This window comes from Fictibacillus enclensis, from assembly GCF_030123385.1.
In the GTDB taxonomy this organism is placed as follows: domain Bacteria; phylum Bacillota; class Bacilli; order Bacillales; family Fictibacillaceae; genus Fictibacillus_C; species Fictibacillus_C enclensis.
In genome coordinates, this window is the sequence record NZ_CP126109.1 from 1,737,383 (window position 1) to 1,761,290 (window position 23,908).

Below are 23,908 nucleotides of genomic sequence, written 5' to 3' on the forward strand. Positions count from 1 at the left end.
CTCTGCGGTATGGTTCTACAGAGCAGCTTTTGGTTTAAGTATAGATGAAATAAACTGCAAAAATGATGATGATAACAGCAATCGCAAAGACGATGTAGGTCAGGTGAATCGGGTTTAAGACAACTGTATGCTTGGCTATTGCTGCATTCACATTTCCGTCTGAAGCGTTTTTAGTTCGCCTCGACTGCATTGCCTTCATTGACCATACCAGTCCGCCAGCACAAATGATAAAGCCTGCTGCCATTAGGATCCACATTAGCACAAATAGTCAGCTCCTCGTTTTATTGTTAGTACTAGTCTTTTTTAAGAAGGAGCTGATTATTCATTCTTCCGATTAAACGGCTACCGGTTCAAGAGAGAGCAGTTTTTCCTTAACCTGACTGAGGACCTTCTCGGCATCCTGTGGATCATGCAAGTCGTATTTCGTGCTGTCTATGATCAAAACCGGCGTTTTTGTATAGTGTTTGATCCATTCCTGATACTTTCTGTGCAACGTCTTATAATAGTCGAAAAGCTCAGGGTGGTTTTCAACCTGTTCATAATCACGTCCGCGGTTTTTGATGCGGGATAAAGCGGTCGGAAGGTCACTGTCCAGATAGATCAAAAGATCAGGGCGCGTGTCAGGTGATGGAGCACATTCCCGCATAAGCGTTTCAAGCAAGTCTTTATACGTTTCGAATTCCAGCTTGCTCATATTTCCGGCTTCATGATTCAATTCGGCAAATATCAGGTCTTCATACAGACTGCGGTCAAGCACATTGTCCTGTGCTTTTGATGCCTGCCGAATCGTTTTAAAACGGGTATTTAAAAAATAGATCTGCAGAGGGAATGCCCACCGCTTTGGATTCACATAATAATCAGGCAAAATGGGGTTGTCTCCCACACTTTCATAATATATCTCACTTCCCAGCCTTGAGCTGATCAGCTCGGCAAAGGTAGTTTTGCCTGTTCCTATCATTCCTGCCATTAAAATCACTAAAATTTTCCCCCTGTTTGATACTGTGTATATATGTATGTAATTATCTTTATCTATATATAGTGCTATATGGGCAAAGACCTTCTAAATATATCACTTTTGCCTTAAGCTGAATAGTACATTTCTGTGGAGAGCTCTGCTATTATATGAATAAGGACAGGGTAACCCCTTTCCGATTATCGCGAGGAAGGTGTGTCATATGACTGTGAAACTTAAAGTGTACTCTGATTTTACATGCCCTTACTGCTATCTTGCGGAATCTGTGATTCAGAGGGCCGCGGAAGGCAAGGATGTTGAATTAGAGTGGGTTCCATTGGAACTGCACCCATTTCCTTCGCCAACAAAAGAATGGAAAGATGTGAAAGAAAGCTGGAAGTCTTCCGTTCTCCCCTATGCGAAAGAATTGGGGATCACAATCAAGCATCCTGAAGAAGCGTTCTTACCGTATACACATTTAGCCCTTCAAGGGTACATTTATGCAAAAGAACAAGGCAGAGCCCAAGATTATGTAAAACGTGTTTTTTCTGCTCTCTTTGAAGAGGGACGGGATATCGGCTCTAAACACATCCTGACAGAGATTGCAGAACAATCAGGACTTGATCAAGATTCATTTCGTGCAGTTTTGGACTCTGAAGAGTATGATCGAAAATTGAACCAAATACGGGAAGAAATTAAAACTGAAAACATTACAGCCGCTCCAACTATGGTCATTGGTGACCGAAAGTTAAAAGGGCTTTATCCTCAGAAAGCGATCGAAAAAGCCATTCGGTGCGGAATCAGAGACGAAAAGATGCAATTTTGTGAAGGCGATGAGTGCTACTAAACGTAAAAAGAGCTTTGCAGGTATGGCCTGCAAAGCTCTTTTTTTCATTCTACGATGAAAAAGGGGGTTGATAGGGATGAGTACAATATATCAAACCTGAAATAGAGAGAGTTGAATATGTGATTTTTTTGATAAGCATCAAAGCCCTTTTTGGTATTTTTGAAGAACATAAAAAAACCTGTGCTTTTTTCACAAACAAAAAGCCTAATGTTTTTTTTTTGAGCAAATCATAAAAAAAACCCTGTGCTTTTTTTCACAAACATAAAAAAAGCCTAATGTTTTTTTGAGAAATCATAAAAAAAACCCTGGTCAGGGGCTTTTTTTATGTTCTATTTGAAAAAGGGGGTTACACTCTATTAGACGGGGGATACGTAAAAAAGGTTTCACTTTTTATAATAGAAAATAAAAAGATAGGTAAGGAATGGAAGTCATGATAAATTAAAAAGAGAGAGCAGTTAACAAATAGGGACATGGGGTATGGAAAATGAAGAATAAATTTTTTCGCCATTGGCATCCTGTAGTAACAACGATAATAATGGGAACCTTTTTTTCAAGAGCAGCTTTTTTTATGACGATGCCTTTTTTGGCTATTTTCCTTCACAAGGAGAAAGGAATGGAGCCGGAGACTATCGGCCTGATTATTGGAATCAGCGCGTTGACCGGGACGTTTGGCGGTTTTATCGGTGGCTATTTGTCCGACCGGATTGGACGCTTTCCGGTCATGATTATCGCCATCTTTACATGGAGTGCGGTCTTCGCCGGTTTCGCAGTGGCCGATACGGTCTGGAGTTTTTTCGTTTTGAATTCATTAAACGGGTTGTGCCGGTCATGGTTTGAGCCGATTTCCCGGGCATTGCTGGCGGATGTGACCACAAAGGAAAACCGGTTGAGTGTGTTCAATGCCCGTTACTTTGCGATTAATGCAGGAGCGGCTCTAGGGCCTGTTACGGGAACCTATCTTGGCAGCTCAAGTTCCATGACGACTTTTTTTATTACCGCAGCTGTCTATTTTCTATATGCCCTTGTGGTAATGTTTCTAATGAAAAAATATAAAAACAGTCTTCAGCCACAGCAGGAAAAGAAGCTAACCTTAAAAATGGCGGCTCATGTGATCAGCCGCGACAAAGTGCTGCTGTATTTCTTGCTCGGGAATATTGTGGTGCTCATGGCACAGGCACAAATGGATTCCACGCTTGCACAATATATGGGAAGTTCACCGTTATTCCACCATGGAGTAACCCTGTTTTCCTACCTTATTGTAACCAATGCCGTTACCGTATTAGTGCTTCAGTATCCCGTTACGAATTATGTAAAGAGATTTGACCCAATGTTTGCCCTGCGTATTGGAAGTGGCGCCTTCAGTCTGGCCCTTGTAGGGTTTGGCCTTTCATCGAATTGGATATTCCTTGTTGTTTCAATGGTAGTCTTAACGCTTGGGGAGATTATCGTATTTGTGGTCAGCGATGTCCTTCTGGATGATTTGGCTCCCGATCATATGCGCGGGTCCTATTTTGGGGCCATGTCGTTTCGCTCCATCGGTTTCAGTGCGGGGCCCTGGATTGGGGGATTGCTGCTTAAGTCGTTTGGTTTTACGCATGGATTCTATGTGTTTGGATGCCTGAGCCTTCTTTCCCTTCTGGCACTGCCCCTTTTTCAGATTGGGCAGAAAGTGAAAAACAAAGCTGTGGGCAGCGACAACCATTCTACGTTTGGGACTACATAAAAAGAAGTGACCCTCTTTGGGTCACTTCACCTGTGTCGGTTTTTAATTTTTTTTATGACGTAAGGAAGGACTTTTCTTTTTCCTTCTCTGATTAAAAAGGCAACAACTGCACCTTTTATTCCGCTTTTTATACGAGACATGCGATCCCTCCTTTTGTTTACTTCTTTACCCCTTATTGAAGAGTGAACAAACCTCCGAAACCTCCGGCCAACTTTCTTCCAAACGTAGCCCGTTGCCTATACACATTGGACAGGAGGACATAGGATGTAAGGTAGTACACAAAAGGGAGATGAGACTTTGAATAATAGACAGTTTCAATTTCCAGGGAGCCAGGGAAGCCGGCAATTTCCGGGAGGTTTTCCACCAGGACCACCTCCTGGTCAGCAGCAGGGTCAGGGTGGCTTCCCGCCTGGACCGCCACCTGGCCAGGGAGGAAGCTACCCACCGGGACCACCGCCGACTTTTGTACCGCAAGCATCACCGGCATCACTGTCCGGGCAAGCGGGGACATTTGCTGTAGATCCTGGTGCCATACGGCCATGTTTGTTCCGGTATGTATACATCTGGCTAAACAATGGTCAGGGATTTTGGGCATGGCTGACATTTGCTGGTTTTCGCTCGATCGCAGGCTTCCGGTGGAACGGCTTTAGATGGAATTACTTTGGCATGGATACAAACCGAATTTCATCCTTTGTCTGTACCTGAAAAAAAGCCGTGGAAACGGCTTTTTTGTTGTTATAAAAAGGAATAATTGCTCATTCATTACTGGCCAGCGGCCTGTATCATTTCCAGGCTCATAATTGCCGTCTGATGACAAAGACCAGAAAGCAGCTGATTGGATAAATGGGTTTCATAAGGCAGATTTACAACAAATAGTCCAATTAGTTGTTGGGTTTCGTAATGATAAAAAGGGATGACACAATGACTGGCAAGCTCGGAGAGAAATAAGTGATCGCAGAATTCTTTGCTGATCGACAAGATGGTATGGATGGGAGGGGGGAGTCTTTTTTTTTCGTGTTGATTGACTGTGAGTGTTATTCCATTTAAGGATTGAATGTACCGGTCCGATTGGGAAGGTGAAGCTCCTACATAAAAACATTGCTTCTGCGGGTTGAACAGCATGATGGTACAACTGGTTTCACTGTACAGCTGTTCAATTTCCAAACACAATTGGTTCATCAATGACTGAACAGACGTTAAGCGACTTTGAAAGAGTGTCAGCCACCTCGTTGGTTCAAACGTATTACTTTGACAGGAATACAGCCCGATTGTTTTGGAATGAAACGGCTTCCTGTTGTACCCTTCCAGTTCAAAGAATTGATAAGGTCTCACAGGCAAAAGCTCCTTTAATTGTATTCTCGATGCTGTTTTTTTAGGATACTAGTAACCGATTCCACAATTTTCGACATTTCAAACTTCGATATTCGACAAATAAAATATTTTAATAGAGAAATAGTGTGTCCACGTTTCTTCCCTCTGCATATGATGTTTATTATAATAAAAAAAGTTTCCCTGAGGAAAGAAAGGGCAAAGATAATGAATTGGAGCCAATTTAACCCGTTGAAAAGAGTGGAGACCTATACCATTTTTCTTCATCATCTGGGCTTGTTCAGTGAACAGGATAAGAATGAGATATTAAAAAAAATCATGCATTTTAATCAAAGACAATCTGATAAATAAAAGACAAACACAGGAATAGAGCGGAAGAATAAACTGTTAAAAAATCATGTGGGGGAGAGGCTTTATGCTGAAGTCCTGGTTATTCCACTTGTTGGCGTTGATGGCCATTATTTGTTTTCTTGGCTTCTATTTCATTCCTGGAGCCAGTTTTGGCTTTTACTTTATTTCTGTAGTGAGCGGTCTTCTGCTTATGTTTCTTTGCTACAATGAAGTAAGGAAGGATTCCGATGAATATGCAAAGTTTGTCAAAAAAGAGAAGGGAAATGGAGAAACCTGAAGAAATAACTAAATAGGACTGGAGGGAGGAATATATAGATGATAGAACATTTGATCATAAATTTATTGGTCATCCTCGTTCCGCTTATTGCTTTGCAGTTTGTATTGTTTGCAAAAAACTCCAATGTCAAACGGCCAAAATCTTTATTTATGTTTAATATCATCAATGCAGGTGTCCTTCTTGTATGCATGAGTTTCCCTATTCCCTTTGCAAAAGGTATATTTTTCGATTTGCGCTATGTCCCGCTGACCATTAGTTTTTTATATGGTGGAATTGTACCGGGGTGCCTGACGGCAGGATTGCTCATCATTTACCGGATCTATCTTGGCGGGGACGGCTTGGTGACTGCCGTCTTTTTTGCGTTGATGACCGGATGGGTGTTTTTCGCTCAGTATAAAACGTATCATAGGCTTCCGATCCGGAAAAAACTTGTAAGAGTATCATTCATCTTATTCGGACTTACGCTTTCAAACCTGATTTTTCTTTATATTTATCTTTATTTCGCCGGAGGAGTGGAATGGGATGCAGTGAAAACAGCCGTTTATACCTTTTACCCGGTGTTGCAGGCAGGTGCGGTTATTGCTGTTGTCTCCCTGATTGAACGAATCAGACACACATTGAACCTTCAGTTGCAGCAGTCAGAAATGCTTCATTCCGTCGGGCAGCTTGCCGCTTCAGTAACACATGAAGTTAGAAATCCGCTGGCGGTGGCAAGGGGCTTCATGCAAATTTTTCAAAAAGAAAAATACATACCCGAAGACAAAAAGATATTTTTAACAATGATGATTGAGGAAATCGACAGGGCACAAACGATTATTTCCGATTATTTATCACTGGTTAAAACGAATACGTCAAAGATTGAGCGGTTGAATATAACCGAATTACTGTCCTCTTTAAAGGGAGTGATGTATCCTTTTGCGTTATTAAAAGGTGTGGAGCTGGTGCAAAATGGACAAGAAGAGGTTCATGTTATCGGAGATAAGGGGAAATTAAAACAGATCTTGATGAATATCATAAAAAATGCCATCGAAGCTACACCTGAAGGCGGGGTGGTTACCTTGTCAGCAGAAAAGGGGAACCGGGAGATTATTATACATATATCGGACACAGGGATCGGCATGGGCAGAGAACAGCTGCGGATGCTGGGAAACCCGTTCTTTTCGACAAAATCAACAGGTACTGGTTTAGGATTAATGGCCAGCTATCGTATGGCAGCAGAAATGAACGGACGGATTGAAGCGACCAGCGAAGTGGGCAAAGGTACTCATTTTAAAATTATTTTCCCCGAATAATTCTATACATAAATAAAAAAGGACCGGCGTTACGCCGGTCCTTTTATTTATGGGTTTATCTTTTTACAACATTAGCAGCTTGCGGTCCGCGAGCGCCATCCACAATTTCAAATTCAACTTCCTGGCCTTCTTCTAATGTCTTGAAGCCCTCAGATTGAATTGCAGAAAAGTGTACAAATACGTCATCTCCGCCTTCAACTTCAATAAAACCAAATCCTTTTTCTGCGTTGAACCATTTTACCTTACCTGTTTGCATTCCTAGCCTCCTAAAACTTTGCACCCTGTGCCTTTTTATTACCATAGAACCTTTCAAACATTTACTACAAAGATACTGAATATGTAATCAAAGTCTAAATGGTTGGAATTACTATATCATAGAAAAGTTTTAGTAGCAAGAAATTTTGTCAGAAAAATTAAAATCTTTATTCAGACAGTTATTCAGTACAAATTTTGATTTCAAATCATATAGGATTTAGTGAAAAATAGGTTGAAATCATATATGATTCTGAATTATCATAGTATTATGAAAAACAATTCCAAAATCAGTAAACAACAATATGCGTACAAAGTCATAAAATCAAGGATTCTTGATGGGCGTTATCAACCCGGATACAAAATTGTCATTGATCAGCTGGCGAGGGAGCTTCAAACAAGCGCTATCCCCGTAAGGGAAGCCATTCGAAATCTTGAGGCAGATGGTCTGATTCATTTTAAACCCTACAGTGGTGCGATTGTTACTCCATTTAACGAAAAAGAATACCTGGAGACACTTTCCGTGCTAGCCGTGCTCGAAGGTTATGCAACCGCCATCTCAGCACAGCATTTTCCTGCGGGCAGGATCAAGGAGCTTACCGCAATTAACGAACGAATGAAAGAAGCTCTCGATGATTGTGATTTTCTAATGTTTGGCAATTGCAACAGGGAATTCCATAGCTTAACGTATCAATATTGCAATAATCACTTTTTGACCGAAAATATTAAATCCACCTGGAACCGCTTGGACCGGGTGAGGAAGATGGGAGCAGCAACGAAACCGGCCCGTGCAAAAAAGTCGATTGAGGAACATGAAGTAATAATTGATATGCTGAGAGGCGCCAGACCATTTGCAGAAATTGAAGCTTATGTCCGAACTCATAAGCTGAACACCGTACAGGCATTTCTGGAAGAAAAGAACGACAGGGAGCTAAGAAATTACACATAAAGGGACAATAGTTAAAGGAGAGATGAAGTTGAGTGAAAATCACTTTGAAGAAACAAAGCAAAGACTAAAGGGATCGATTGCCCCTGTGATTACTCCTTTTACGGAGGATGACAGCCTGGACCTCGAAACGTTGAGAGAGTTGGTCAATTGGCACATTGACAGTGGAAGCCATGGCATTTCAGTTACGGGGACCACGGGGGAGCCAAGTTCTTTAACGCTTGAAGAAAGAGAGCAGGTTATGGCAACGGCAATCTCTGCGGTTGCCGGAAGAGTGCCCTTTGTACCTGGTACAGGATCAACCAATCACCAGGAGACACTTCATTTAACAAAAGCCGCCCAAGAGATGGGGGCTGACGCAGCCATGGTCATCGTCCCCTACTACAATAAACCATCCCAGCACGCCTTGTTCAAGCATTTTAAAGCGGTGGCCGAGGCTGTGGACATTCCACTTATCGTGTATAACATTCCGGGAAGAACCGGTGTTAATTTGGAGGCGAGAACACTTGCCCGGCTGAATGAAGATTGTCCGAATATCATCGGTGTGAAGGAATCCAATAAAGATTTTGAACATGTGAATCGCGTGCTATTAAACTGTGGAAGAGATTTTCTTCTTTTCTCCGGAATTGAGCTGCTCTGCTATCCAATGCTGGCCATTGGCGGAAAAGGCTATATTAGCGCAACTGCCAATGTCCTTCCGGGGAAAGTCGCCGAGGTCTATAATGCCTGGGAAGCCGGGAACGTGGAAGAAGCCATGCAGCTGCATTATGAATTGATGCCACTGAATGATGTTCTGTTCAGAGATACTAATCCGGCGCCGGTGAAAGCTGCCCTTGGCATGATGGGGAAAATCAAGCCAAGGCTAAGGCTGCCGATGGATGTGCCATCCAAGAGCATACAGGAAGAAATCCGCACAGTATTAAACAGCTACGGACTGTTAAACCAAGTAGGGAGTGAATCGTAATGAAGCATGCACGTATCATTTTTGAAGGGCGTGAACGAACCGCAATTGTTCAGGACGATCAGCTGTTGCTGAACTGTGGCCGCATGATTGCCATGAACGAAGCAGAGGCCTGGCTGCCTCCACTTATGCCGAATAAAATGATCGGGTTGGCGCTGAACTATGCCGATCACGCCGATGAACTCGGTTTGGAAAGACCTGCAGAGCCGGTTCTTTTTATCAAGCCAAACAGTTCTTTGGTAGGCCACAAAGCCCCTGTTTACTATCCTGATGGAGCAACATACATGCATTATGAAAATGAGCTGGCAGTGGTAATCGGCAAAGAAGGAAGAAACATTAAAGCGAATGATGCGTTTCATATTGTAAGCGGTTACACGATTGCGAATGATGTAACCGTCCGTGACTTTGTCAACAATATGTACCGGCCGCCGGTCCGTGCTAAAGGGCATGACACGTTTGGACCGCTCGGACCGTATTTTGTGGATGCGGAAGATATTCCCGATGTGAATAACCTGGAGCTGCGCACGTATGTCAACGGTGAATTGCGGCAGCAGGGAAACACCAGGAACTTGATCTATGGCATTGCCGAGCTTATTGAATTTATTTCTTCTTTTATGACGCTTGAAAAAAATGATGTGATCTGGACGGGGACACCGAAGGGTATCTCTCATGTTCATCCGGGAGACACGGTACGTCTGGAGATTGATTATCTCGGCAGTCTGGAAAACAAGATTCTTGATGGGCGAAGCAGGAACACGCCGTCAGGAGGTGCGGTTCATGAGCAGCAATCTTAAGAATCCGGTTCCGCATTATATTAATGGTGAGTTTGTTATGTCGTTATCCGGTGAGACGTTTGCCAATATCAGTCCTTATTCCAATGAGGAATTAAATCAGGTCTCACAAGGGAGGAAGGAAGATATCGATGCCGCCGTTCTTGCAGCAAAAACAGCCTTTAAGAAGGGAGAATGGGGCACATTAAAACTTAATGAAAGACTGAAATACATCTTTAAGATTGCGGATTTGATCGACCGTGATATTGAACAAGTGGCCAAACTGGAATCGCTTGATACGGGATTGCCCATCTCCCAAACCAAAAAAATGGTGGGAAGGGCTGCGGATAATTTCAGGTTTTATGCGGAGATGGTTAAAAACCGGATGACGGGTGAGGCTTATCATGTTGACGATGAGTTCATTAACTATACGATGCAAAAACCGGTGGGGGTTGCCGGCCTGATTACCCCATGGAATGCCCCTTTTATGCTCGAAACGTGGAAGGTTGCTCCCGCCTTGGCTACCGGAAATACCGTTGTGCTCAAGCCGGCCGAATGGTCGCCGCTTACCGCCCATAAATTGGGTGAAATCATCCATGAGGCAGGCCTTCCGCAAGGGGTTTTTAATATTGTACATGGCTTTGGTGAAGAGGCCGGGGCCGCATTGGTCGCTCAGCCGGATGTGCAGCTCATATCATTTACCGGCGAGACGAAAACGGGATCCGAGATTATGCGGAATGGAGCTGACTCTTTAAAGCGGTACTCGATGGAGCTTGGCGGCAAATCACCGATTATTGTTTTTGAAGATTGCGAGTTTGACCGAGCACTGGATGCTTGTGTATGGGGAATCTTTTCATTTAATGGGGAGAGGTGTACGGCCAATTCAAGGCTGTTTATCCAAGAATCCATAAGTGAGAGGTTTATAGCGGCTCTCAAGGAGCGTGTGCAAAATATTATTGTGGGTGATCCGTCTCATGGAGATACAGAGGTTGGCCCGCTCATTCACAAAGACCATTATGAAAACGTCAAACGATACTTAACCATCGCTTCTCAGGAAGGGTGTGAAGTTTACAGCGGGCAAATTCCGAAGCACCTTTCCAATGGCAATTTTGTCGCACCCACCCTTTTATTGAATGTGAAAAACGACATGAAAGTGGCACAGGAAGAAATATTCGGCCCGGTTCTCACCGTCATGACGTTCCAAACGGAAGAAGAAGTCATTGAGCTTGCCAACGATGTCCAATACGGACTTGCTGGCTACGTGTGGACCAGTGACATGAAAAGAGGACACCGCGTAGCCGGAGCGGTGGAAGCGGGCATGCTTTGGGTGAATTCCCAAAATGTTCGTGATCTCCGTATTCCGTTTGGCGGTTCCAAAGCGTCCGGGATCGGGAGAGAAGGCGGCCATTATGCATTTGAATTTTATACGGAAATGAAGGTCGTCCATGTGGCTGTGGGAGATCATCACATTCAGCAGTTTGGCAAAAAGAACAAAACGGCTACAACCCATACGAAGGCCTGAAAATGAGGAAGCTCGTAAACTAATTTTAAAGGAGGGAACGAAAATGCCTGCACGCACGGGAGAACAATATATGAATGGTTTGAAAGCGGCAAACAACAATGTGTGGATTCATGGAAAACGGGTGAGCGACGTAACCGAACACCCTGCTTTGCGAAATGTTGTACGATCCATCGCGAACCTGTTCGATCTCCAGTACGAAAAAGAAGATAAAATGCTCTATACCTCGGATACGACGGGGGAAAAGGTGGGCCTGTCTTTCATTGCACCAAAATCAAAGGATGATTTAATCGCACGGCGTGAGATGTTCACAGAGTGGGCCCGCTATACCGGCGGAATGATGGGAAGAACACCCGATTACCTCAATACGAGTGTCATGGCGTTTGGAACCGCAGACTCTTTCTTCGCCCAGGGAGATCCTATGTTTGCCGAAAACGCCCGAAACTATTACCACTATTGCCGTGAAAATGATGTAAGTCTTACTCATACACTCATTCATCCACAAACCAACCGCTCGAAAAAGCAGTCCGAGCAAAAGGATCCCTACCTTTCTGCGAGAATCGTAGAAAAGAACAAGGATGGCATTGTCGTAAAAGGTGCCCGTCTGTTGGCCACGCTTGGCGGTGTGACGGATGAGATCGTAGTATTTCCTTCTACTCTCAATAAAGCGGCTTCAGAAGATGATCCTTATGCAATGGCATTTGCTATTCCGAACAACACGGAAGGGTTGAAATTTCTGTGCCGTGAATCCTTTGATCAGGGCCGGAACCAATGGGATCATCCATTAAGCTCGCGATTCGAAGAGAGCGATGCCATCGTTGTTTTTGATAATGTTCTTGTTCCCTGGGAGCGCGTTTTTGTTGGAGGAAGTTCCGATATTTGCAACCGGACCTATGTGGAAACGAACGCAATCGTGCATATGGCCCACCAGGTGGTGGCAAAGAATACGGTTAAAACAGAATTTGTTCTCGGAATCATTCTCAATATTATGGACGCGATTGGTATAGATGTTTTCCCTCATGTAAAGGAAAAAGCTTCCGAGGTAATGCTGATCCTTGAAACGATGAGATCCCATTTGTTCCGGGCCGAGCAAAATGCTTCTCTTGATGCCTATGGGAACATGACGCCGGACTTTGCACCGCTTAATGCGGCAAGAAACTGGTTCCCGAAGATGTATCAGCGTATGGTGGAGATCGTCCGTATCCTCGGAGCATCGGGGTTGATGGGAATTCCGACGGAAGCCGATTTTCAGGCAGATGATATCGGAGAACTTGTGCATCGTTATACGCAGGGGGCAAATATCAATGGCTACGAGCGTGTCCAGCTTTTCCGCCTCGCCTGGGATGTATGCATGAGCTCATTCGGCGGCAGGCAGGCCCTTTATGAATACTATTTCTTTGGTGACCCGGCGCGAATGTCTAACATTTATTATGATGGGTTCAATAAGGAACCTTACAAAGAAATGGTTCAGGAGTTTTTGAACCGAGTGAAAACGTCTGACCACAATTATGCCGGTATTTAAGGAGGCGTGTCATGGATTTTAATATTCTTCGTGTGGCCCGGGTCGTCATGAATGTTACAGATTTGAATAACTCGCGTGACTTTTACGTTAATGCTCTCGGCTTTATTGAAACAGAAAGTGATGACCAGCACATTTATTTAAGAGGACTTGAAGAACATTGTCATCATTGTCTCGTGCTAAAAAAAGCGGTGAAACCAGGTGTTCATTCCATTGGATACAAGGTTTGGCATGAAGATGACCTGGAGAAAATTGAAAGCCTTTTCAAAAAGAAGACACTTCATACGGAATGGGAAGAAGCGGGTGCTCAGAAAGCTCTTGGCCGTACGCTCAAAGCGACTGACCCGGACGGAATACCATTGGAGTTTTTTGCGAGAATGGAAACGGTGGAACGGTGCCTGCAGAAATATGATTTATATAAAGGTGCCCGGATGCAAAGGATCGATCATGTAAACTGCATGGTGCCTGATGTAGGGAAAACAGTGGCCTTTTACAATGATGAACTGGGCTTCCGCTGTTCGGAATACACTGCGACTGCAGATGACAGCATTTGGGCGGCCTGGCTGCACAGAAAATCCTCCGTCCATGATGTTGCCTTTATGAATGGGGAAGGACCGCGTTTGCATCACATTGGCTTTTGGCTGTCTGATCCGTTGAGCCTGATTCATGCTTGCGATGTTCTGGCGAGTATGGGGCATGCGGATTGCATTGAAAGAGGGCCGGGCCGCCATGGGATTTCCAATGCTTTCTTTCTGTACATCCGGGATCCGGACGGAAATCGCATAGAGCTGTATAACGGTGATTATCTGACATGTGACCCCGATTTTGAGCCGGTGAAATGGGATATTAACGATCCGAGGCGCCAGACATTTTGGGGCCATAAAGCGCCAGACAGCTGGTTTTCGGAAGCCACTGAATTTATTGATTCGGCTTCCGGGCAGCCAGTTATCCAATCTAAAGCGGTACTGGCACAGCAAAAGCCTGATTTTGTCACATGATAAGGAGCAAATAACATGGCGAAAATGGACGTACCTGCCCAACTCTCAAGTGAGCTTTTTGAGTTTTTACAAGGAGAAAAACTGGTTCTGCTGGGATCGGTGGAAGCCAATTCAAAGGCTCCTGGTGTTTCGGCCATCTCCTGGGTAAAAAGCTGTGACGAAAAAAGAATCCGGTTTTCGGTGACAACCAATTCAAGAATCATTGCCAACATCAAGGCCAACCCCCAGGTCGTTTTAACGGTTGTAGGGCTTGAAACCGTCTATTCCATCAACGGGAATGCGGCCGTACTGGAAGAGGAGATGAAAGGTGTACCTCTTAAACTGGCAAAGATTGAAGTGGAAATCCAGCATGTGTATGAAAGTATGTTTTGGGGAGCTAAGATTGTTCAGGAACCCCGATACGAGAAAACCTATAACGCTGAAAAGGCAAAGGAACTCGACCTGAAAGTTTATAAGGCATTAATGGATGAATGAAAAAATCCCCATTTCGGGGATTTTTTTGTGAGGATGACTCGGCTCTGCAGGTACGTGTTACTAGGACGAATGGCGTAAATATGGTAAACTAGTTGAAAAGTCTGTCTAATTTTGGCGACATATAAAGAGATCCGCCATGGGATTAAAATAAGCTGAAATGGAAATTATGATGCTATAAAGAAGGGAGACCGGGCTATGAATTGGAGTGAGTGGAAATCGTATTTAACGCAAGAAAACATTCTGCATTTTTTAGAGCAATACCGGGATTTAGGTTTTTTGCCCGGCGTGCTTCTCCCCTTGCTGGAGGCGATCATACCCGTATTGCCGCTTTTCATTATCGTAGCTGGTAATGCAGCCGCCTATGGGTTTTGGCTGGGGGCGCTTTTATCGTGGCTGGGAGCAGTGCTCGGGTCACTGGTCGTCTTTTTTCTTGTACGGAAATTCGGACAAAAGCGATTCCTTCACTTTGTCACGAGGCATCATAAGATTGCGAAGCTGCTGGGTTGGATGGAACGCCATGGATTTGGAACTCTTTTTCTCATCTATTGTTTTCCGTTTACCCCTTCTGCCTTAATTAATGTGATTGCAGGGCTGTCAAGAGTCAACCAAAAGACATTCATGCTTGCGGTGACCCTTGGAAAACTGGTGATGATCGCGATTATATCTTTTATCGGCTATGACTTTTTGGATGTAATAAAAAATCCATTAAAACTGGGACTTGCGGTATTCGGCATCCTTGTTCTCTGGCTTGGAGGCAAGGTGGTGGAATCAAGAATGAAACAAAGCCACCAGGCGTAAATCAATCATTGATTTGCGCCTTGCGCTGTTTTTAAGCATCCGATCAGGGGAACAAATGCAGAAACCAAGAATATAGTAAGTTAACCTACTTATCATGCAGGATGGAAAGGAAAACACATGATTATTTATAAGTCAAAACGTGAAATTGAAAAAATGAACGAGGCAGGAACTCTTTTGGCAGAGTGCCACAAGGAGATCAAAAAAATCATTAAACCGGGGATTTCAACGCTGGAAATCGATGCGTTTGTGGAGCATTTTTTAAAGAAGAATGGAGCCACTCCCGAGCAAAAGGGCTATCAGGGATATCCGTTCGCGACATGTGCATCTGTAAATGATGTCATTTGCCACGGTTTTCCGAATAAGAAAAAGCTAAAATCGGGAGATATCGTAACGATTGATATGGTTGTAAACCTAAATGGATGGCTTGCAGACTCGGCATGGTCCTACACAGTGGGTGAGGTTTCGGAAAAAGCACAGCATCTGTTGGAAGTCACAGAGAAATCCTTATACCTCGGCATTGAGCAGGCAGTGATCGGAAACCGGATCGGCGATATTTCACATGCAATCCAGCAATATGCGGAAAGCGAGGGGTTATCGGTCGTGCGTGAATTTATCGGCCACGGTATTGGCCGTTCGATGCACGAAGACCCGCAAGTCCCTCATGCAGGCCCGAAAGGAACTGGTCCGTTGCTAAAAGAGGGTATGGTGCTGACGATTGAACCGATGTTAAACACCGGTAAACGCTATGTGAAAATTGATGATGACGGCTGGACAGCAAGGACGTTTGACGGTTCCCTGTCCACACAATATGAGCATACCCTGGCGATCACGAAGGATGGCCCGCTTATTTTGACGGCACAGTAAATGAGCTCTTGCAAAAAACCGGACTTCAGGACCGGTCTTTACTTAATACCTGCCATTTTAATTTTCAGATACCCGCGGAAATTCGTCATTTACGCGCCAAAACACTTGTTATGTTATGTCAGACACAAAAAAAGAGCCATGCACCCTTGCGCATGGCTCTTTTTTACTTCTTATTGCTGATTTAGTTTCTTTTCGGCTGCATCAACGGTGTGCTTCAGCAGCATGGAGATGGTCACAGGGCCGACTCCGCCAGGAACAGGGGTGATGGCACCTGCGTTCTTTTCACATTCTTCATAATCCGCGTCACCAATGTTGCCAGGATTGTAGCCGGCATCCATGACAACGGCTCCTGGTTTGATCCAGTCACCTTTAATAAATTTTGGCTTTCCAACGGCAGCGACAACAATATCTGCCTGCTTAACGATTTCCGGCAGGTTTTGTGTGCGGGAATGGCAGGTTGTTACGGTAGCGTTGCGGTTCAGCAGAAGCATGGAAACCGGTTTTCCAAGGATAGGGCTTCTGCCGACGATAACCGCGTGTTTTCCTTCGATAGGGACATCATAGTAATCCAAGATTGCCATAATGGCCGCAGGGGTGCAGGACGGATAGCTTCCAAAGCCGAATGACGTTTGTCCGAATCCCCAGCTTGTTACACCATCCACGTCTTTTTCAATGTCAATGGCTTCAAAGGCTGACCTCTCATCAATGTGTGAAGGTACCGGATGCTGCAGCAGAATCCCGTGTACCGCCTCATCCTCATTAAGTTCATGAATGGTTTTTAACAGGTCTTCTGTAGTGATTTCGGCAGGAAGGTGAATTCTTTTGGACAGGATGCCCAATTTTTCACACGCGTTGCCTTTCATTTTGACGTAAGTGGCCGAAGACGGATCATCGCCGACAAGAACTGTAGCCAGACAAGGGGTTACGCCCCGGCTTGTCAGCTCTTCCACTCTTCCTTTCAATTGTTCCTTGATATCGGTTGCGACACGGGTGCCATTGAGTATTAGCTTGTTTTCCACTCTGATTACCTCCTGAGAATAGAAAAGAGGCAAGGAATAGATACACTGATCCCTTACCCCTGCCCAGACGAACGGCTTTTTAGGTGATGCTTGCAGCTTCCTTGTGGTCAATTCCACACGCTCTCGTCAGTTGCTGCTTTTATTTATTCTGTTTAGATTATACCCCAAGCTTACAAAAAGATTCAACCCTGCAAATCTTGATAAATATTATGTTGCATTCGCAGTTTCTTGGAGATTCTTATATAATAGGAACATTAATAAAGGGGGTGACATTCGTGTTCAAGGAAATGACGGAAAATCAGATTCTGCTTTTTGTGATTAAAAGCTTGAAAGAACTGAGGAAAAAAGAGTTTCAGGAATTAATGGATGAACTGCATCCATATGATATGGCGGAAGTCTATAAAACGCTGCCGGAGAAGCACCGGCATAAATTTCTCACCTTCCTGACCACCAGGCAGCTTGCCTCTCTTATTCAGGAGCTTGACAGCGATCTCCAAATAGAGATTTTGCACAAATTGGGCATTGAGCGATCATCTCATATCATGAACGAAATGGAAAATGACGATCTGGCCGACCTTCTGAGCAATTTTTCATTTGATGAAATTCAGGATTTTCTCGCATCCATGAGGACGGATGAGTCCCGGACGGTTCAATCTCTCATGCAGTATCCCGCCGATAGCGCCGGCGGGATTATGACCAACCGCTTTGTTTGGATTCCGCAAATGTTTACTGTACGGGATGCGGTTGACAAATTGAAGACATTTGCTGGCTTTGCGGAGAACATTTATTATTTGTATGTCATTAACGAAGAAAAGCAGCTTGCAGGAGTTGTATCCTATCGGGACCTTCTCCTTGCGGATATCAATGACAAAATTGAAGAGGTGATGTTCACCCGTGTCATTTCGGTTCCAGCCGAAATGGATCAGGAGGAAGTGGCAAGGACCATCGAACGCTATGATTTTATCGCAGTCCCTGTTGTTGACGAAAATGATGTGCTATTAGGGATCGTAACAGTGGATGACGTACTCGACGTTTTAATCGAAGAGGCAAACGAAGACATCGAAAAGCTCTCTGCTTCCGGTAAATCAATCGATTTTAATACAAGTGCATTTGTTGCGTCCTACCGGCGGCTGCCATGGCTGATTCTGTTACTGTTTATTGGTATTATTTCGGGAAGCATCATTTCTGCCTTTGAGAGTACTCTTTCTAAAGTTGTTTCGCTCGCCTTTTTCATGCCAATGATTGCGGGGATGACAGGGAACACTGGCACACAGTCGCTGGCCGTCGTTGTTCGCGGACTGGTTTCGAATGATGTTGATAAAAAAGTGGTGCTGCGTCTCATCCTGAGGGAACTGGGTGTGGGACTGATCATTGGCACCACCTGTGGTATTCTCATTGCACTTGTCGCCTATTTTTGGCAAGGGAATGCCATACTGGGCTTGGTGGTTGGAAGTTCATTGTTTTTGACCTTAATTATCGGAACGTTGTCAGGGACGTTGATCCCGCTCCTGTTGTACCGTTTCAATGTGGATCCGGCAGTGGCTTCCGGTCCGCTCATCACCACGCTTAATGATATTTTTTCGTTGTTCGTGTATTTTGGTACCGCATCAATTTTTATTTCACACTTAATCTGAAAACAACAAACAGCCGTCCAGTCTCTTATGCACTGGACGGCTGTTTGTGTTACCGGGTTTCTACAAGCCTGTCGACTTCTTCTTTCCATTCTAAAATTTTGTTGGAGAATTCGCTGAACGGGATATCAAAAGGATAGGACTTATTCAACAGAATTTGTTCTTCCTCAGAGAGCTTGGACATAGCTTCCTTTAGTTCCATACCGGTACGGGCAAAGAGCTGCAGTGCACGCTCCACATTATTGAGCATTTCCATTTTTTCAGCCTCCTCTGTTTCTATACAAATTCCCCTGATATTGGTAATCAAACATCTTTTTTTACTAGTGAAAAGGATTTTAAAAGGACGGTGTCGTATAGGAGTTGGGAAGGAGGCGAGACATGATGAATCATCTTTTACTGTACTGTCATCTGTCGAATCACAGCTTCAATCATGCCTTGCTCGAGGTATATTCGAAAGAACTGGAGAAAAAGGGCCATCCGGTCATTATAAGGAATCTGTATGATCTGGCCTTTGATCCGGTTCTGACTGAAAGGGAATACGAGAATTCGCTGGAAGGTCAGTATGAGGTGGATGTGCTCAACGAACAGAAGCATATCGCCTGGTGTGACTGCATTACACTGATCTATCCGGTTTGGTGGGGTGGCATGCCCGCGTTGCTGAAGGGTTATATAGACCGCGTATTCAGCTATGGCTTTGCATATGAGCTGGACGGGGAAGATCCCATTCCACGGCTAAAAGGCAAAACGGCGATTACGATTTGCACGACCGGAACCCCTTCTGATATATACGAGGAGAACGGGATGCATGACGCCATGAACGTGGCGCGCAACCTTAGTATTTTTGAGTTCTGCGGGATACAGCCCATCCAGTCACTTTATTTTGGCAACGTGATATTGGCCGGTGATGAAAAAAGGCGGAGCATGCTTGAGGAAGTACGGTACCTTGCGCAAACGCAGTAATAAAGAGAAAAGATACATTTGAAAACGATGAAGGAGAAGAAGCAACATGATTGTTAAAGCAGACGATACTTTGAATGAACAGATTTTGGATTATCTCGATGAGGAAAAGGCAATGAATCTATTCATCATCGGTGATATTGAGAACTTTGGTTACGATACGGATTTTCAGGATATCTGGGTGGATCTTGGGGAGCAGGGGGAGATACGGGGGATTTTGCTTCGGTACTTTGGAAACTATCTTCCATACGCAAAAGAGGAGATTAATGCTGAAGGATTTTCAGAGATTATTAAGGGCGGCCCGCCACTTGAAATGCTTTCAGGGAAAAAGGAAATTGTTGAACAGTTTCAATCCATTTTCTCGTTCACATCAAAAAAGGAATTGTATTTTGCCGAGCTTGAGGAAGGGGACTTTTCCATGAAAGGCCTTGGGCGCGATGATCTTACATACGCAACAGTGAATGATGTAGACGACATTATCGAGATGCATAACTCAATCAAAGAATTTCAGAGGAGAGAATCCGCGAGAGAAAGTCTGATTCAAACACTGACCACAAAAACCGGACGAACATATTTTATAAAAAAGGATGGGCGGATGGTAGCTTCCGCGGCAACCACGGCGGAGAATTCCCGCTCGGCTATGGTCGTGGGGGTGTGTAGCCATGTGGATTACAGGCAGCAAGGGTTGGCGAGCCGCTGTACCGCGGTACTATGCGAAGATGTGCTGAACGAAGGGAAATCCTTGTGTTTGTTCTATAATAACCCAAGAGCGGGATCCATCTATAAACGAATCGGTTTTATGGATATCGGCATGTGGAGCATGTATTCCTAATAACCATCACGTTCTTAAAAAAGGCAAAAACACCAGCGTATGTGTTTTTGCCTTTTTGTGTGCTACGACATGCGGTTTAAGTAGTCAATCATATTTTCCATCTCTTGATCTGAAAGGCCCGAAAATTTCTCTTTATAATAATCACGGCGGATCGCTGACAGCTTTTCAGCAACTGCCTGGCCTTTTTCTGTGATTTTTACATAAACGATTCTTCGGTCTGTCAAGGATCGTTCTCTGGTTATTAAATCTTTCTTTATTAAACGGTCGGTTACCCCTGTAATATGACTTGATGAAACCTTCATTTCACCCGCTAGCTCAGAGGCTGTAAGATATTCTTTATCCTTTAATAGATTAAGGACGCCAAACTCGTTGGCAGGCACATCATCAGAGAAAAGGTCGTTAATGTCTTTTCTGAAGGTCCGAAAAACAGTCAGGAAGCTGTTCTCAAGTTCTGCGATCCTATTTGTGCGGTTATCATTCATAGCAATCACCTATTCTACATTTTAATAAGTATTAGTTATCGACACTCCTACTTACATAGTATACTTTGCACGCCAATTACTCAAACATTTATGGGGTTTGGACACAAAATCTCCTGATTTTTCGCTTTTTTTCTCTTTTTTTGTATGGTACCCTCGAAGTGGAAATGAACAGGGATGGGGTTGGACGATGAAAAACAGCACACTATGGTTTTTATTGCTTGGTTTAGGTTTCCTGGCAGGGGTTATTTACTGGATCGTGGTCTTTGCTACAAATTGAGAATAGACACATAGAGAACTGTGGGGACAAAAATTTGTATCCACAGCTCTTTTTTTGCCTCTTTTATGGATTTTATTTCTACTTATGGATAAAAAGTGAAAGAGGGATGATTATGGGAGCCAACTATAAAATAACCACTATGCTGCTTGATCAGAGATGGAATCAGCGACCGGGAGGAAACCGGATTCCAAGGTATGCAGTCGCTCATGATACAGGAAACGAAGGGTCCACCGCTAAGCAAAATTACAAGTACTTCAACAGCAGGAATTTGGAAGCTTCCGCTCATGTGTTCATAGATGACCAAGAAATTCTATTGATCATCCCTCTGAGTGAAAAAGCATGGCATGTCAGGAGTCAGGTTTCAGATGCCAATGACTGGGCATTAGGTGTAGAACTGTGCCATGGAGGCAACATCATTTGGAAAGAAGCCTATAAACGGTATGTTTGGTTTTTTGCATGGCTGTGCCGGCACTATGGATGGATTCCTGAACATTCGATTAAAGGCCATTTTCAGCTGGATCCTGCCAGGAGAGCAGATCCAGTAAACGCCTTTAAGAAATATGGAGTAACATATCAGCACTTTCTTCAAGCAGTTGAAGCTGAGTTGACCACGATGGGCCCAGTAGATGATGAGAAAGAACAGGGAACGCTATACCGGGTGCAAATTGGAAGCTACAGACAACGGGAAAATGCAGTGGAAATGGTAAAGCTGGCGAAAAAAGCGGGTTTTGATGCCGTCATTACCAAAACAAAATGACAGATTTGATTTATTTTTCTGTAAATGGTTATTGATAAGGTTCTTTATACGGTGATATACTATTTGTATCTAATAAGGAAAGGAGGGGTTGGAATGCTGAATGGTGTACGTTGTATGGTTGATTGGCTGACAGTTGAAGTCCGTTCGATAACACATGAAATGACTGATGACAGGAGAAGTCTGTCCAATTTTCATACAATATGCGTACATCAGTAAGTTTTTCCATACCCATCCTTTTATTACGGACAAACCATGGGCAGGAGTACTTGCTCATGGTTTTTTTTGTTTGCAAAAAAACTTGTTTTTTTACTTTGGCAAAAAACCTGGTTTTTTTGTATTGCAAAAGGTTATGCAGCAGCTGTTCCAGCCAGTGTTTGACCCTTTGGGATGGGTAACCACCAAATTTAAGGAGTGTTACCTATGATGCTATGTTCTGCATACAGCCTGGCAAAAAGTTTTGGCGGCCATGCTGTTTTTAATAACTTATCACTGGAGATTCACGAAGGAGACCGTATCGGCCTGGTGGGCCGTAATGGAACCGGGAAGAGTACCTTGTTTAAACTGCTGACAGGGGCCGAGCAGCCGGATGGAGGAGAGATACATCTAAAAAAGGGAGCAACTGCAGGTTATCTGGAACAGATCCCGGTTCAATCCGATCAGGCTGCTGTAAATGATGTGTTTATGCAGTCGTTTTCCGAACAGCGTGAGATACAGGAAAAAATCCATGCTTTAACTGAAAAAATGAAGAGTGATTGTGATGAAAAGCAACTGGGTAAGTGGCTGAACCAGCTTTACAGCCTGCAGGAAGCATACGAGGCCATGGGTGGCTATTCCATTGAGTCCAAAATTAACGGCATTCTAAAAGGGCTCGGACTGGAAGAGATTCAAAACCAACCGTTTTCCTCCATCAGTGGAGGTGAAAAGACCAAAGTGGGACTCGGCTGCCTTCTCCTGCAGGAGCCTGACCTGCTTTTGCTTGATGAACCGACCAACCATTTGGATTTGCGGACAATGGAATGGCTTGAGGATTATTTATTAAAATACAAGGGGGCAGTGGTTTGCATTTCCCATGACCGTTATTTCTTGGATCGTACAGTGAACAAGGTCTATGATCTCGAGGATGGTCAACTGACTCTCTATCACGGCAACTATACCGCTTTTTCAGAGGAAAAAGAAAAGCGCCTCCTCGCCGAGTTTGCTCAGTATCAGGAGCAGCAGAAGCGAATAAAAAAAATGCAGGAAGCGATTAAACGGCTGCGTGAATGGGCCATTCGGGGCGACAATGGTGATCTCCACCGCCGTGCACGCAGTATGGAGCGCGCCGTCGAGCGAATGGACAAGATCAAACGCCCCATTCTGCAGCGCCGAAAAGCAGAGATGGCCTTTCAAATGAAAGACCGCAGCGGTAAGGATGCTCTGTCTTTGATCGAAGTGGGAACGATCATTGGAGGAAGAGAGGTTTTAAAGCAGGTAGACCTTTTTATACGGTTCGGGGAGAAAGTTGCTATCGTGGGCAATAATGGTACAGGAAAGTCCACGATGCTAAAAGCCATCATGGGGTGGCACAAGACAACAGGATCAATGGAAGTCGGAACCTCCGTTAAGTTCGGCTACCTCTCGCAAAGCGGGATAAGTCATCAGCCGGAAGATACGGTTCTCTCAGCCTTCCGTGATGCGGTGGCTGTTGATGAAGGAATGGCGAGGCATCTCCTGTCGAAGTTTTTATTTTACGGACAGGATGTGTTTAAAAAGGTAAAAGACCTCAGTGGGGGAGAAAAAACCAGGCTCCGGTTCGCACAGCTGGTTCATCAGGATGTGAACTTTCTTCTCCTGGATGAACCGACCAACCATCTGGATATCGATTCAAGAGAAGTTCTGGAAGATGCGATTGAGGAATTTACCGGAACGGTAGTGGCCGTTTCTCATGATCGGTACTTTTTAAATAAGCTGTTTAACCGGATTGCGTGGCTGAATGAGGGCTATATCGATGAATATCTTGGATCGTATGATCAGGCGAGGCAGCAGCGTTAATCGGTTTTCCCTGTTTTGTTTCATTGGATGGCGGGGATATTGTATGTGAT

Annotated in this window: 26 protein-coding genes and 1 riboswitch; of the genes, 18 read left to right on the forward strand and 8 right to left on the reverse strand. The window is 44.3% G+C overall.

What is annotated here, in order from left to right; translation table 11 throughout:
- Positions 1–34: 34 nt before the first annotated feature.
- Both QNH15_RS09340 and QNH15_RS09345 read right to left on the reverse strand, forming a co-directional pair.
- Positions 35–262 (reverse strand): hypothetical protein, encoded by a 228-nt coding sequence (locus QNH15_RS09340; RefSeq protein ID WP_283894260.1) that lies wholly within the window; start codon positions 260–262, stop codon positions 35–37.
- Between the two features lie 72 nt (positions 263–334).
- On the reverse strand, positions 335–967 hold the full coding sequence (locus QNH15_RS09345; protein ID WP_283895515.1) for a deoxynucleoside kinase: 633 nt from the start codon (positions 965–967) through the stop codon (positions 335–337).
- A 208-nt stretch (positions 968–1,175) separates the two neighbouring features.
- Between QNH15_RS09345 and QNH15_RS09350 the strand changes: the two genes are divergently transcribed.
- Positions 1,176–1,799 (forward strand): DsbA family oxidoreductase, encoded by a 624-nt coding sequence (locus QNH15_RS09350; protein ID WP_283894261.1) that lies wholly within the window; start codon positions 1,176–1,178, stop codon positions 1,797–1,799.
- 484 nt (positions 1,800–2,283) lie between these two features.
- Positions 2,284–3,522 carry an MDR family MFS transporter gene (locus tag QNH15_RS09355; protein ID WP_430667136.1) on the forward strand — a complete coding sequence of 413 codons (1,239 nt, stop codon included), beginning with the start codon at positions 2,284–2,286 and terminating at the stop codon, positions 3,520–3,522.
- Positions 3,523–3,694: 172 nt separating this feature from the next.
- On the opposite strand, the gene QNH15_RS09360 is transcribed toward QNH15_RS09355, so the two are convergent.
- Both QNH15_RS09360 and QNH15_RS09365 read right to left on the reverse strand, forming a co-directional pair.
- Positions 3,695–4,063, reverse strand: a complete 369-nt coding sequence (locus tag QNH15_RS09360; protein WP_283894262.1) for a hypothetical protein — start codon at positions 4,061–4,063, stop codon at positions 3,695–3,697.
- Positions 4,064–4,284: 221 nt separating this feature from the next.
- Positions 4,285–4,854: a hypothetical protein gene (locus tag QNH15_RS09365; RefSeq protein ID WP_283894264.1), complete on the reverse strand. Its 570-nt coding sequence runs from the start codon at positions 4,852–4,854 to the stop codon at positions 4,285–4,287.
- Positions 4,855–5,266: 412 nt separating this feature from the next.
- Between QNH15_RS09365 and QNH15_RS09370 the strand changes: the two genes are divergently transcribed.
- Both QNH15_RS09370 and QNH15_RS09375 read left to right on the forward strand, forming a co-directional pair.
- Positions 5,267–5,479, forward strand: coding sequence for a hypothetical protein (locus QNH15_RS09370; RefSeq protein ID WP_283894266.1), 213 nt, complete (start codon positions 5,267–5,269; stop codon positions 5,477–5,479).
- 38 nt (positions 5,480–5,517) lie between these two features.
- The gene (locus QNH15_RS09375) at positions 5,518–6,771 is read left to right on the forward strand and encodes an ATP-binding protein (RefSeq protein ID WP_283894268.1); all 1,254 of its coding nucleotides are present in this window, start codon (positions 5,518–5,520) and stop codon (positions 6,769–6,771) included.
- Between the two features lie 55 nt (positions 6,772–6,826).
- Here the strand turns inward: QNH15_RS09375 and cspD are convergent, their stop codons facing one another.
- Positions 6,827–7,027 (reverse strand): cold-shock protein CspD, encoded by a 201-nt coding sequence (cspD, locus tag QNH15_RS09380; RefSeq protein ID WP_061968810.1) that lies wholly within the window; start codon positions 7,025–7,027, stop codon positions 6,827–6,829.
- A 267-nt stretch (positions 7,028–7,294) separates the two neighbouring features.
- On the opposite strand from cspD, the gene QNH15_RS09385 reads away from it, so the two are divergent.
- From QNH15_RS09385 to map, 9 genes are all read left to right on the forward strand, one after another.
- Positions 7,295–7,972 (forward strand): GntR family transcriptional regulator, encoded by a 678-nt coding sequence (locus QNH15_RS09385; protein WP_283895518.1) that lies wholly within the window; start codon positions 7,295–7,297, stop codon positions 7,970–7,972.
- A gap of 28 nt (positions 7,973–8,000) precedes the next feature.
- A complete protein-coding gene (gene hpaI, locus QNH15_RS09390) occupies positions 8,001–8,933 on the forward strand; it encodes a 2,4-dihydroxyhept-2-ene-1,7-dioic acid aldolase (protein WP_283894271.1) in 933 nt (310 codons plus the stop codon).
- Positions 8,933–9,724 (forward strand): fumarylacetoacetate hydrolase family protein, encoded by a 792-nt coding sequence (locus tag QNH15_RS09395; protein ID WP_283894273.1) that lies wholly within the window; start codon positions 8,933–8,935, stop codon positions 9,722–9,724. Before hpaI ends, QNH15_RS09395 begins: the two co-directional genes overlap by 1 nt.
- Positions 9,708–11,222, forward strand: coding sequence for a 5-carboxymethyl-2-hydroxymuconate semialdehyde dehydrogenase (gene hpaE / locus QNH15_RS09400; protein ID WP_283894275.1), 1,515 nt, complete (start codon positions 9,708–9,710; stop codon positions 11,220–11,222). The genes QNH15_RS09395 and hpaE overlap by 17 nt, the downstream gene beginning before the upstream one ends.
- A 43-nt stretch (positions 11,223–11,265) precedes the next feature.
- Positions 11,266–12,741, forward strand: a complete 1,476-nt coding sequence (gene hpaB, locus QNH15_RS09405; protein WP_283894277.1) for a 4-hydroxyphenylacetate 3-monooxygenase, oxygenase component — start codon at positions 11,266–11,268, stop codon at positions 12,739–12,741.
- Between the two features lie 11 nt (positions 12,742–12,752).
- Entirely contained in the window at positions 12,753–13,736 is a 984-nt protein-coding gene (gene hpaD / locus QNH15_RS09410; protein ID WP_283894279.1) for a 3,4-dihydroxyphenylacetate 2,3-dioxygenase, read from the forward strand.
- A gap of 15 nt (positions 13,737–13,751) precedes the next feature.
- Complete coding sequence (locus QNH15_RS09415) at positions 13,752–14,210, forward strand: pyridoxamine 5'-phosphate oxidase family protein (RefSeq protein WP_283894284.1); 459 nt, start codon at positions 13,752–13,754, stop codon at positions 14,208–14,210.
- 195 nt (positions 14,211–14,405) lie between these two features.
- The gene (locus tag QNH15_RS09420; RefSeq protein ID WP_090232777.1) at positions 14,406–15,008 is read left to right on the forward strand and encodes a TVP38/TMEM64 family protein; all 603 of its coding nucleotides are present in this window, start codon (positions 14,406–14,408) and stop codon (positions 15,006–15,008) included.
- Between the two features lie 117 nt (positions 15,009–15,125).
- Positions 15,126–15,872 (forward strand): type I methionyl aminopeptidase, encoded by a 747-nt coding sequence (map, locus tag QNH15_RS09425; protein ID WP_283894287.1) that lies wholly within the window; start codon positions 15,126–15,128, stop codon positions 15,870–15,872.
- Between the two features lie 170 nt (positions 15,873–16,042).
- Here the strand turns inward: map and QNH15_RS09430 are convergent, their stop codons facing one another.
- Positions 16,043–16,891, reverse strand: coding sequence for a bifunctional 5,10-methylenetetrahydrofolate dehydrogenase/5,10-methenyltetrahydrofolate cyclohydrolase (locus tag QNH15_RS09430; RefSeq protein WP_283894288.1), 849 nt, complete (start codon positions 16,889–16,891; stop codon positions 16,043–16,045).
- 54 nt (positions 16,892–16,945) lie between these two features.
- Positions 16,946–17,035: riboswitch (ZMP/ZTP riboswitch) on the reverse strand.
- Between the two features lie 131 nt (positions 17,036–17,166).
- On the opposite strand from QNH15_RS09430, the gene mgtE reads away from it, so the two are divergent.
- Positions 17,167–18,525 (forward strand): magnesium transporter, encoded by a 1,359-nt coding sequence (gene mgtE / locus QNH15_RS09435; RefSeq protein ID WP_283894289.1) that lies wholly within the window; start codon positions 17,167–17,169, stop codon positions 18,523–18,525.
- A gap of 49 nt (positions 18,526–18,574) precedes the next feature.
- Here the strand turns inward: mgtE and QNH15_RS09440 are convergent, their stop codons facing one another.
- Complete coding sequence (locus QNH15_RS09440) at positions 18,575–18,778, reverse strand: hypothetical protein (protein WP_283894290.1); 204 nt, start codon at positions 18,776–18,778, stop codon at positions 18,575–18,577.
- A gap of 122 nt (positions 18,779–18,900) precedes the next feature.
- On the opposite strand from QNH15_RS09440, the gene QNH15_RS09445 reads away from it, so the two are divergent.
- The gene (locus QNH15_RS09445; RefSeq protein WP_283894292.1) at positions 18,901–19,482 is read left to right on the forward strand and encodes an NAD(P)H-dependent oxidoreductase; all 582 of its coding nucleotides are present in this window, start codon (positions 18,901–18,903) and stop codon (positions 19,480–19,482) included.
- A 46-nt stretch (positions 19,483–19,528) separates the two neighbouring features.
- On the forward strand, positions 19,529–20,311 hold the full coding sequence (locus QNH15_RS09450) for a GNAT family N-acetyltransferase (protein ID WP_283894293.1): 783 nt from the start codon (positions 19,529–19,531) through the stop codon (positions 20,309–20,311).
- Positions 20,312–20,373: 62 nt separating this feature from the next.
- Here QNH15_RS09450 and QNH15_RS09455 read toward each other — a convergent pair whose 3' ends face one another.
- On the reverse strand, positions 20,374–20,793 hold the full coding sequence (locus QNH15_RS09455; RefSeq protein ID WP_061968838.1) for a MarR family winged helix-turn-helix transcriptional regulator: 420 nt from the start codon (positions 20,791–20,793) through the stop codon (positions 20,374–20,376).
- A gap of 389 nt (positions 20,794–21,182) precedes the next feature.
- Between QNH15_RS09455 and QNH15_RS09460 the strand changes: the two genes are divergently transcribed.
- Both QNH15_RS09460 and abc-f read left to right on the forward strand, forming a co-directional pair.
- Entirely contained in the window at positions 21,183–21,827 is a 645-nt protein-coding gene (locus QNH15_RS09460; RefSeq protein WP_283894294.1) for an N-acetylmuramoyl-L-alanine amidase, read from the forward strand.
- A 420-nt stretch (positions 21,828–22,247) separates the two neighbouring features.
- Entirely contained in the window at positions 22,248–23,858 is a 1,611-nt protein-coding gene (abc-f, locus tag QNH15_RS09465) for a ribosomal protection-like ABC-F family protein (protein ID WP_283894296.1), read from the forward strand.
- Positions 23,859–23,908 lie beyond the last annotated feature (50 nt).

Excerpts from the sequence above, each read along its gene's own strand:
- QNH15_RS09345 (WP_283895515.1), bottom strand. The coding sequence starts at position 967 with ATGGCAGGAATGATAGGAACAGGCAAAACTACCTTTGCCGAGCTGATC.
- QNH15_RS09350 (WP_283894261.1), top strand. The coding sequence starts at position 1,176 with ATGACTGTGAAACTTAAAGTGTACTCTGATTTTACATGCCCTTACTGC.
- QNH15_RS09355 (WP_430667136.1), top strand. The coding sequence starts at position 2,284 with ATGAAGAATAAATTTTTTCGCCATTGGCATCCTGTAGTAACAACGATA.
- QNH15_RS09360 (WP_283894262.1), bottom strand. The coding sequence starts at position 4,063 with ATGGCCGTATGGCACCAGGATCTACAGCAAATGTCCCCGCTTGCCCGG.
- QNH15_RS09370 (WP_283894266.1), top strand. The coding sequence starts at position 5,267 with ATGCTGAAGTCCTGGTTATTCCACTTGTTGGCGTTGATGGCCATTATT.
- QNH15_RS09375 (WP_283894268.1), top strand. The coding sequence starts at position 5,518 with ATGATAGAACATTTGATCATAAATTTATTGGTCATCCTCGTTCCGCTT.
- cspD (WP_061968810.1), bottom strand. The coding sequence starts at position 7,027 with ATGCAAACAGGTAAGGTAAAATGGTTCAACGCAGAAAAAGGATTTGGT.
- QNH15_RS09385 (WP_283895518.1), top strand. The coding sequence starts at position 7,295 with ATGAAAAACAATTCCAAAATCAGTAAACAACAATATGCGTACAAAGTC.
- QNH15_RS09395 (WP_283894273.1), top strand. The coding sequence starts at position 8,933 with ATGAAGCATGCACGTATCATTTTTGAAGGGCGTGAACGAACCGCAATT.
- hpaE (WP_283894275.1), top strand. The coding sequence starts at position 9,708 with ATGAGCAGCAATCTTAAGAATCCGGTTCCGCATTATATTAATGGTGAG.
- hpaB (WP_283894277.1), top strand. The coding sequence starts at position 11,266 with ATGCCTGCACGCACGGGAGAACAATATATGAATGGTTTGAAAGCGGCA.
- hpaD (WP_283894279.1), top strand. The coding sequence starts at position 12,753 with ATGGATTTTAATATTCTTCGTGTGGCCCGGGTCGTCATGAATGTTACA.
- QNH15_RS09415 (WP_283894284.1), top strand. The coding sequence starts at position 13,752 with ATGGCGAAAATGGACGTACCTGCCCAACTCTCAAGTGAGCTTTTTGAG.
- QNH15_RS09420 (WP_090232777.1), top strand. The coding sequence starts at position 14,406 with ATGAATTGGAGTGAGTGGAAATCGTATTTAACGCAAGAAAACATTCTG.
- map (WP_283894287.1), top strand. The coding sequence starts at position 15,126 with ATGATTATTTATAAGTCAAAACGTGAAATTGAAAAAATGAACGAGGCA.
- QNH15_RS09440 (WP_283894290.1), bottom strand. The coding sequence starts at position 18,778 with ATGGAAATGCTCAATAATGTGGAGCGTGCACTGCAGCTCTTTGCCCGT.
- QNH15_RS09445 (WP_283894292.1), top strand. The coding sequence starts at position 18,901 with ATGATGAATCATCTTTTACTGTACTGTCATCTGTCGAATCACAGCTTC.
- QNH15_RS09450 (WP_283894293.1), top strand. The coding sequence starts at position 19,529 with ATGATTGTTAAAGCAGACGATACTTTGAATGAACAGATTTTGGATTAT.
- QNH15_RS09455 (WP_061968838.1), bottom strand. The coding sequence starts at position 20,793 with ATGAATGATAACCGCACAAATAGGATCGCAGAACTTGAGAACAGCTTC.
- QNH15_RS09460 (WP_283894294.1), top strand. The coding sequence starts at position 21,183 with ATGGGAGCCAACTATAAAATAACCACTATGCTGCTTGATCAGAGATGG.
- abc-f (WP_283894296.1), top strand. The coding sequence starts at position 22,248 with ATGATGCTATGTTCTGCATACAGCCTGGCAAAAAGTTTTGGCGGCCAT.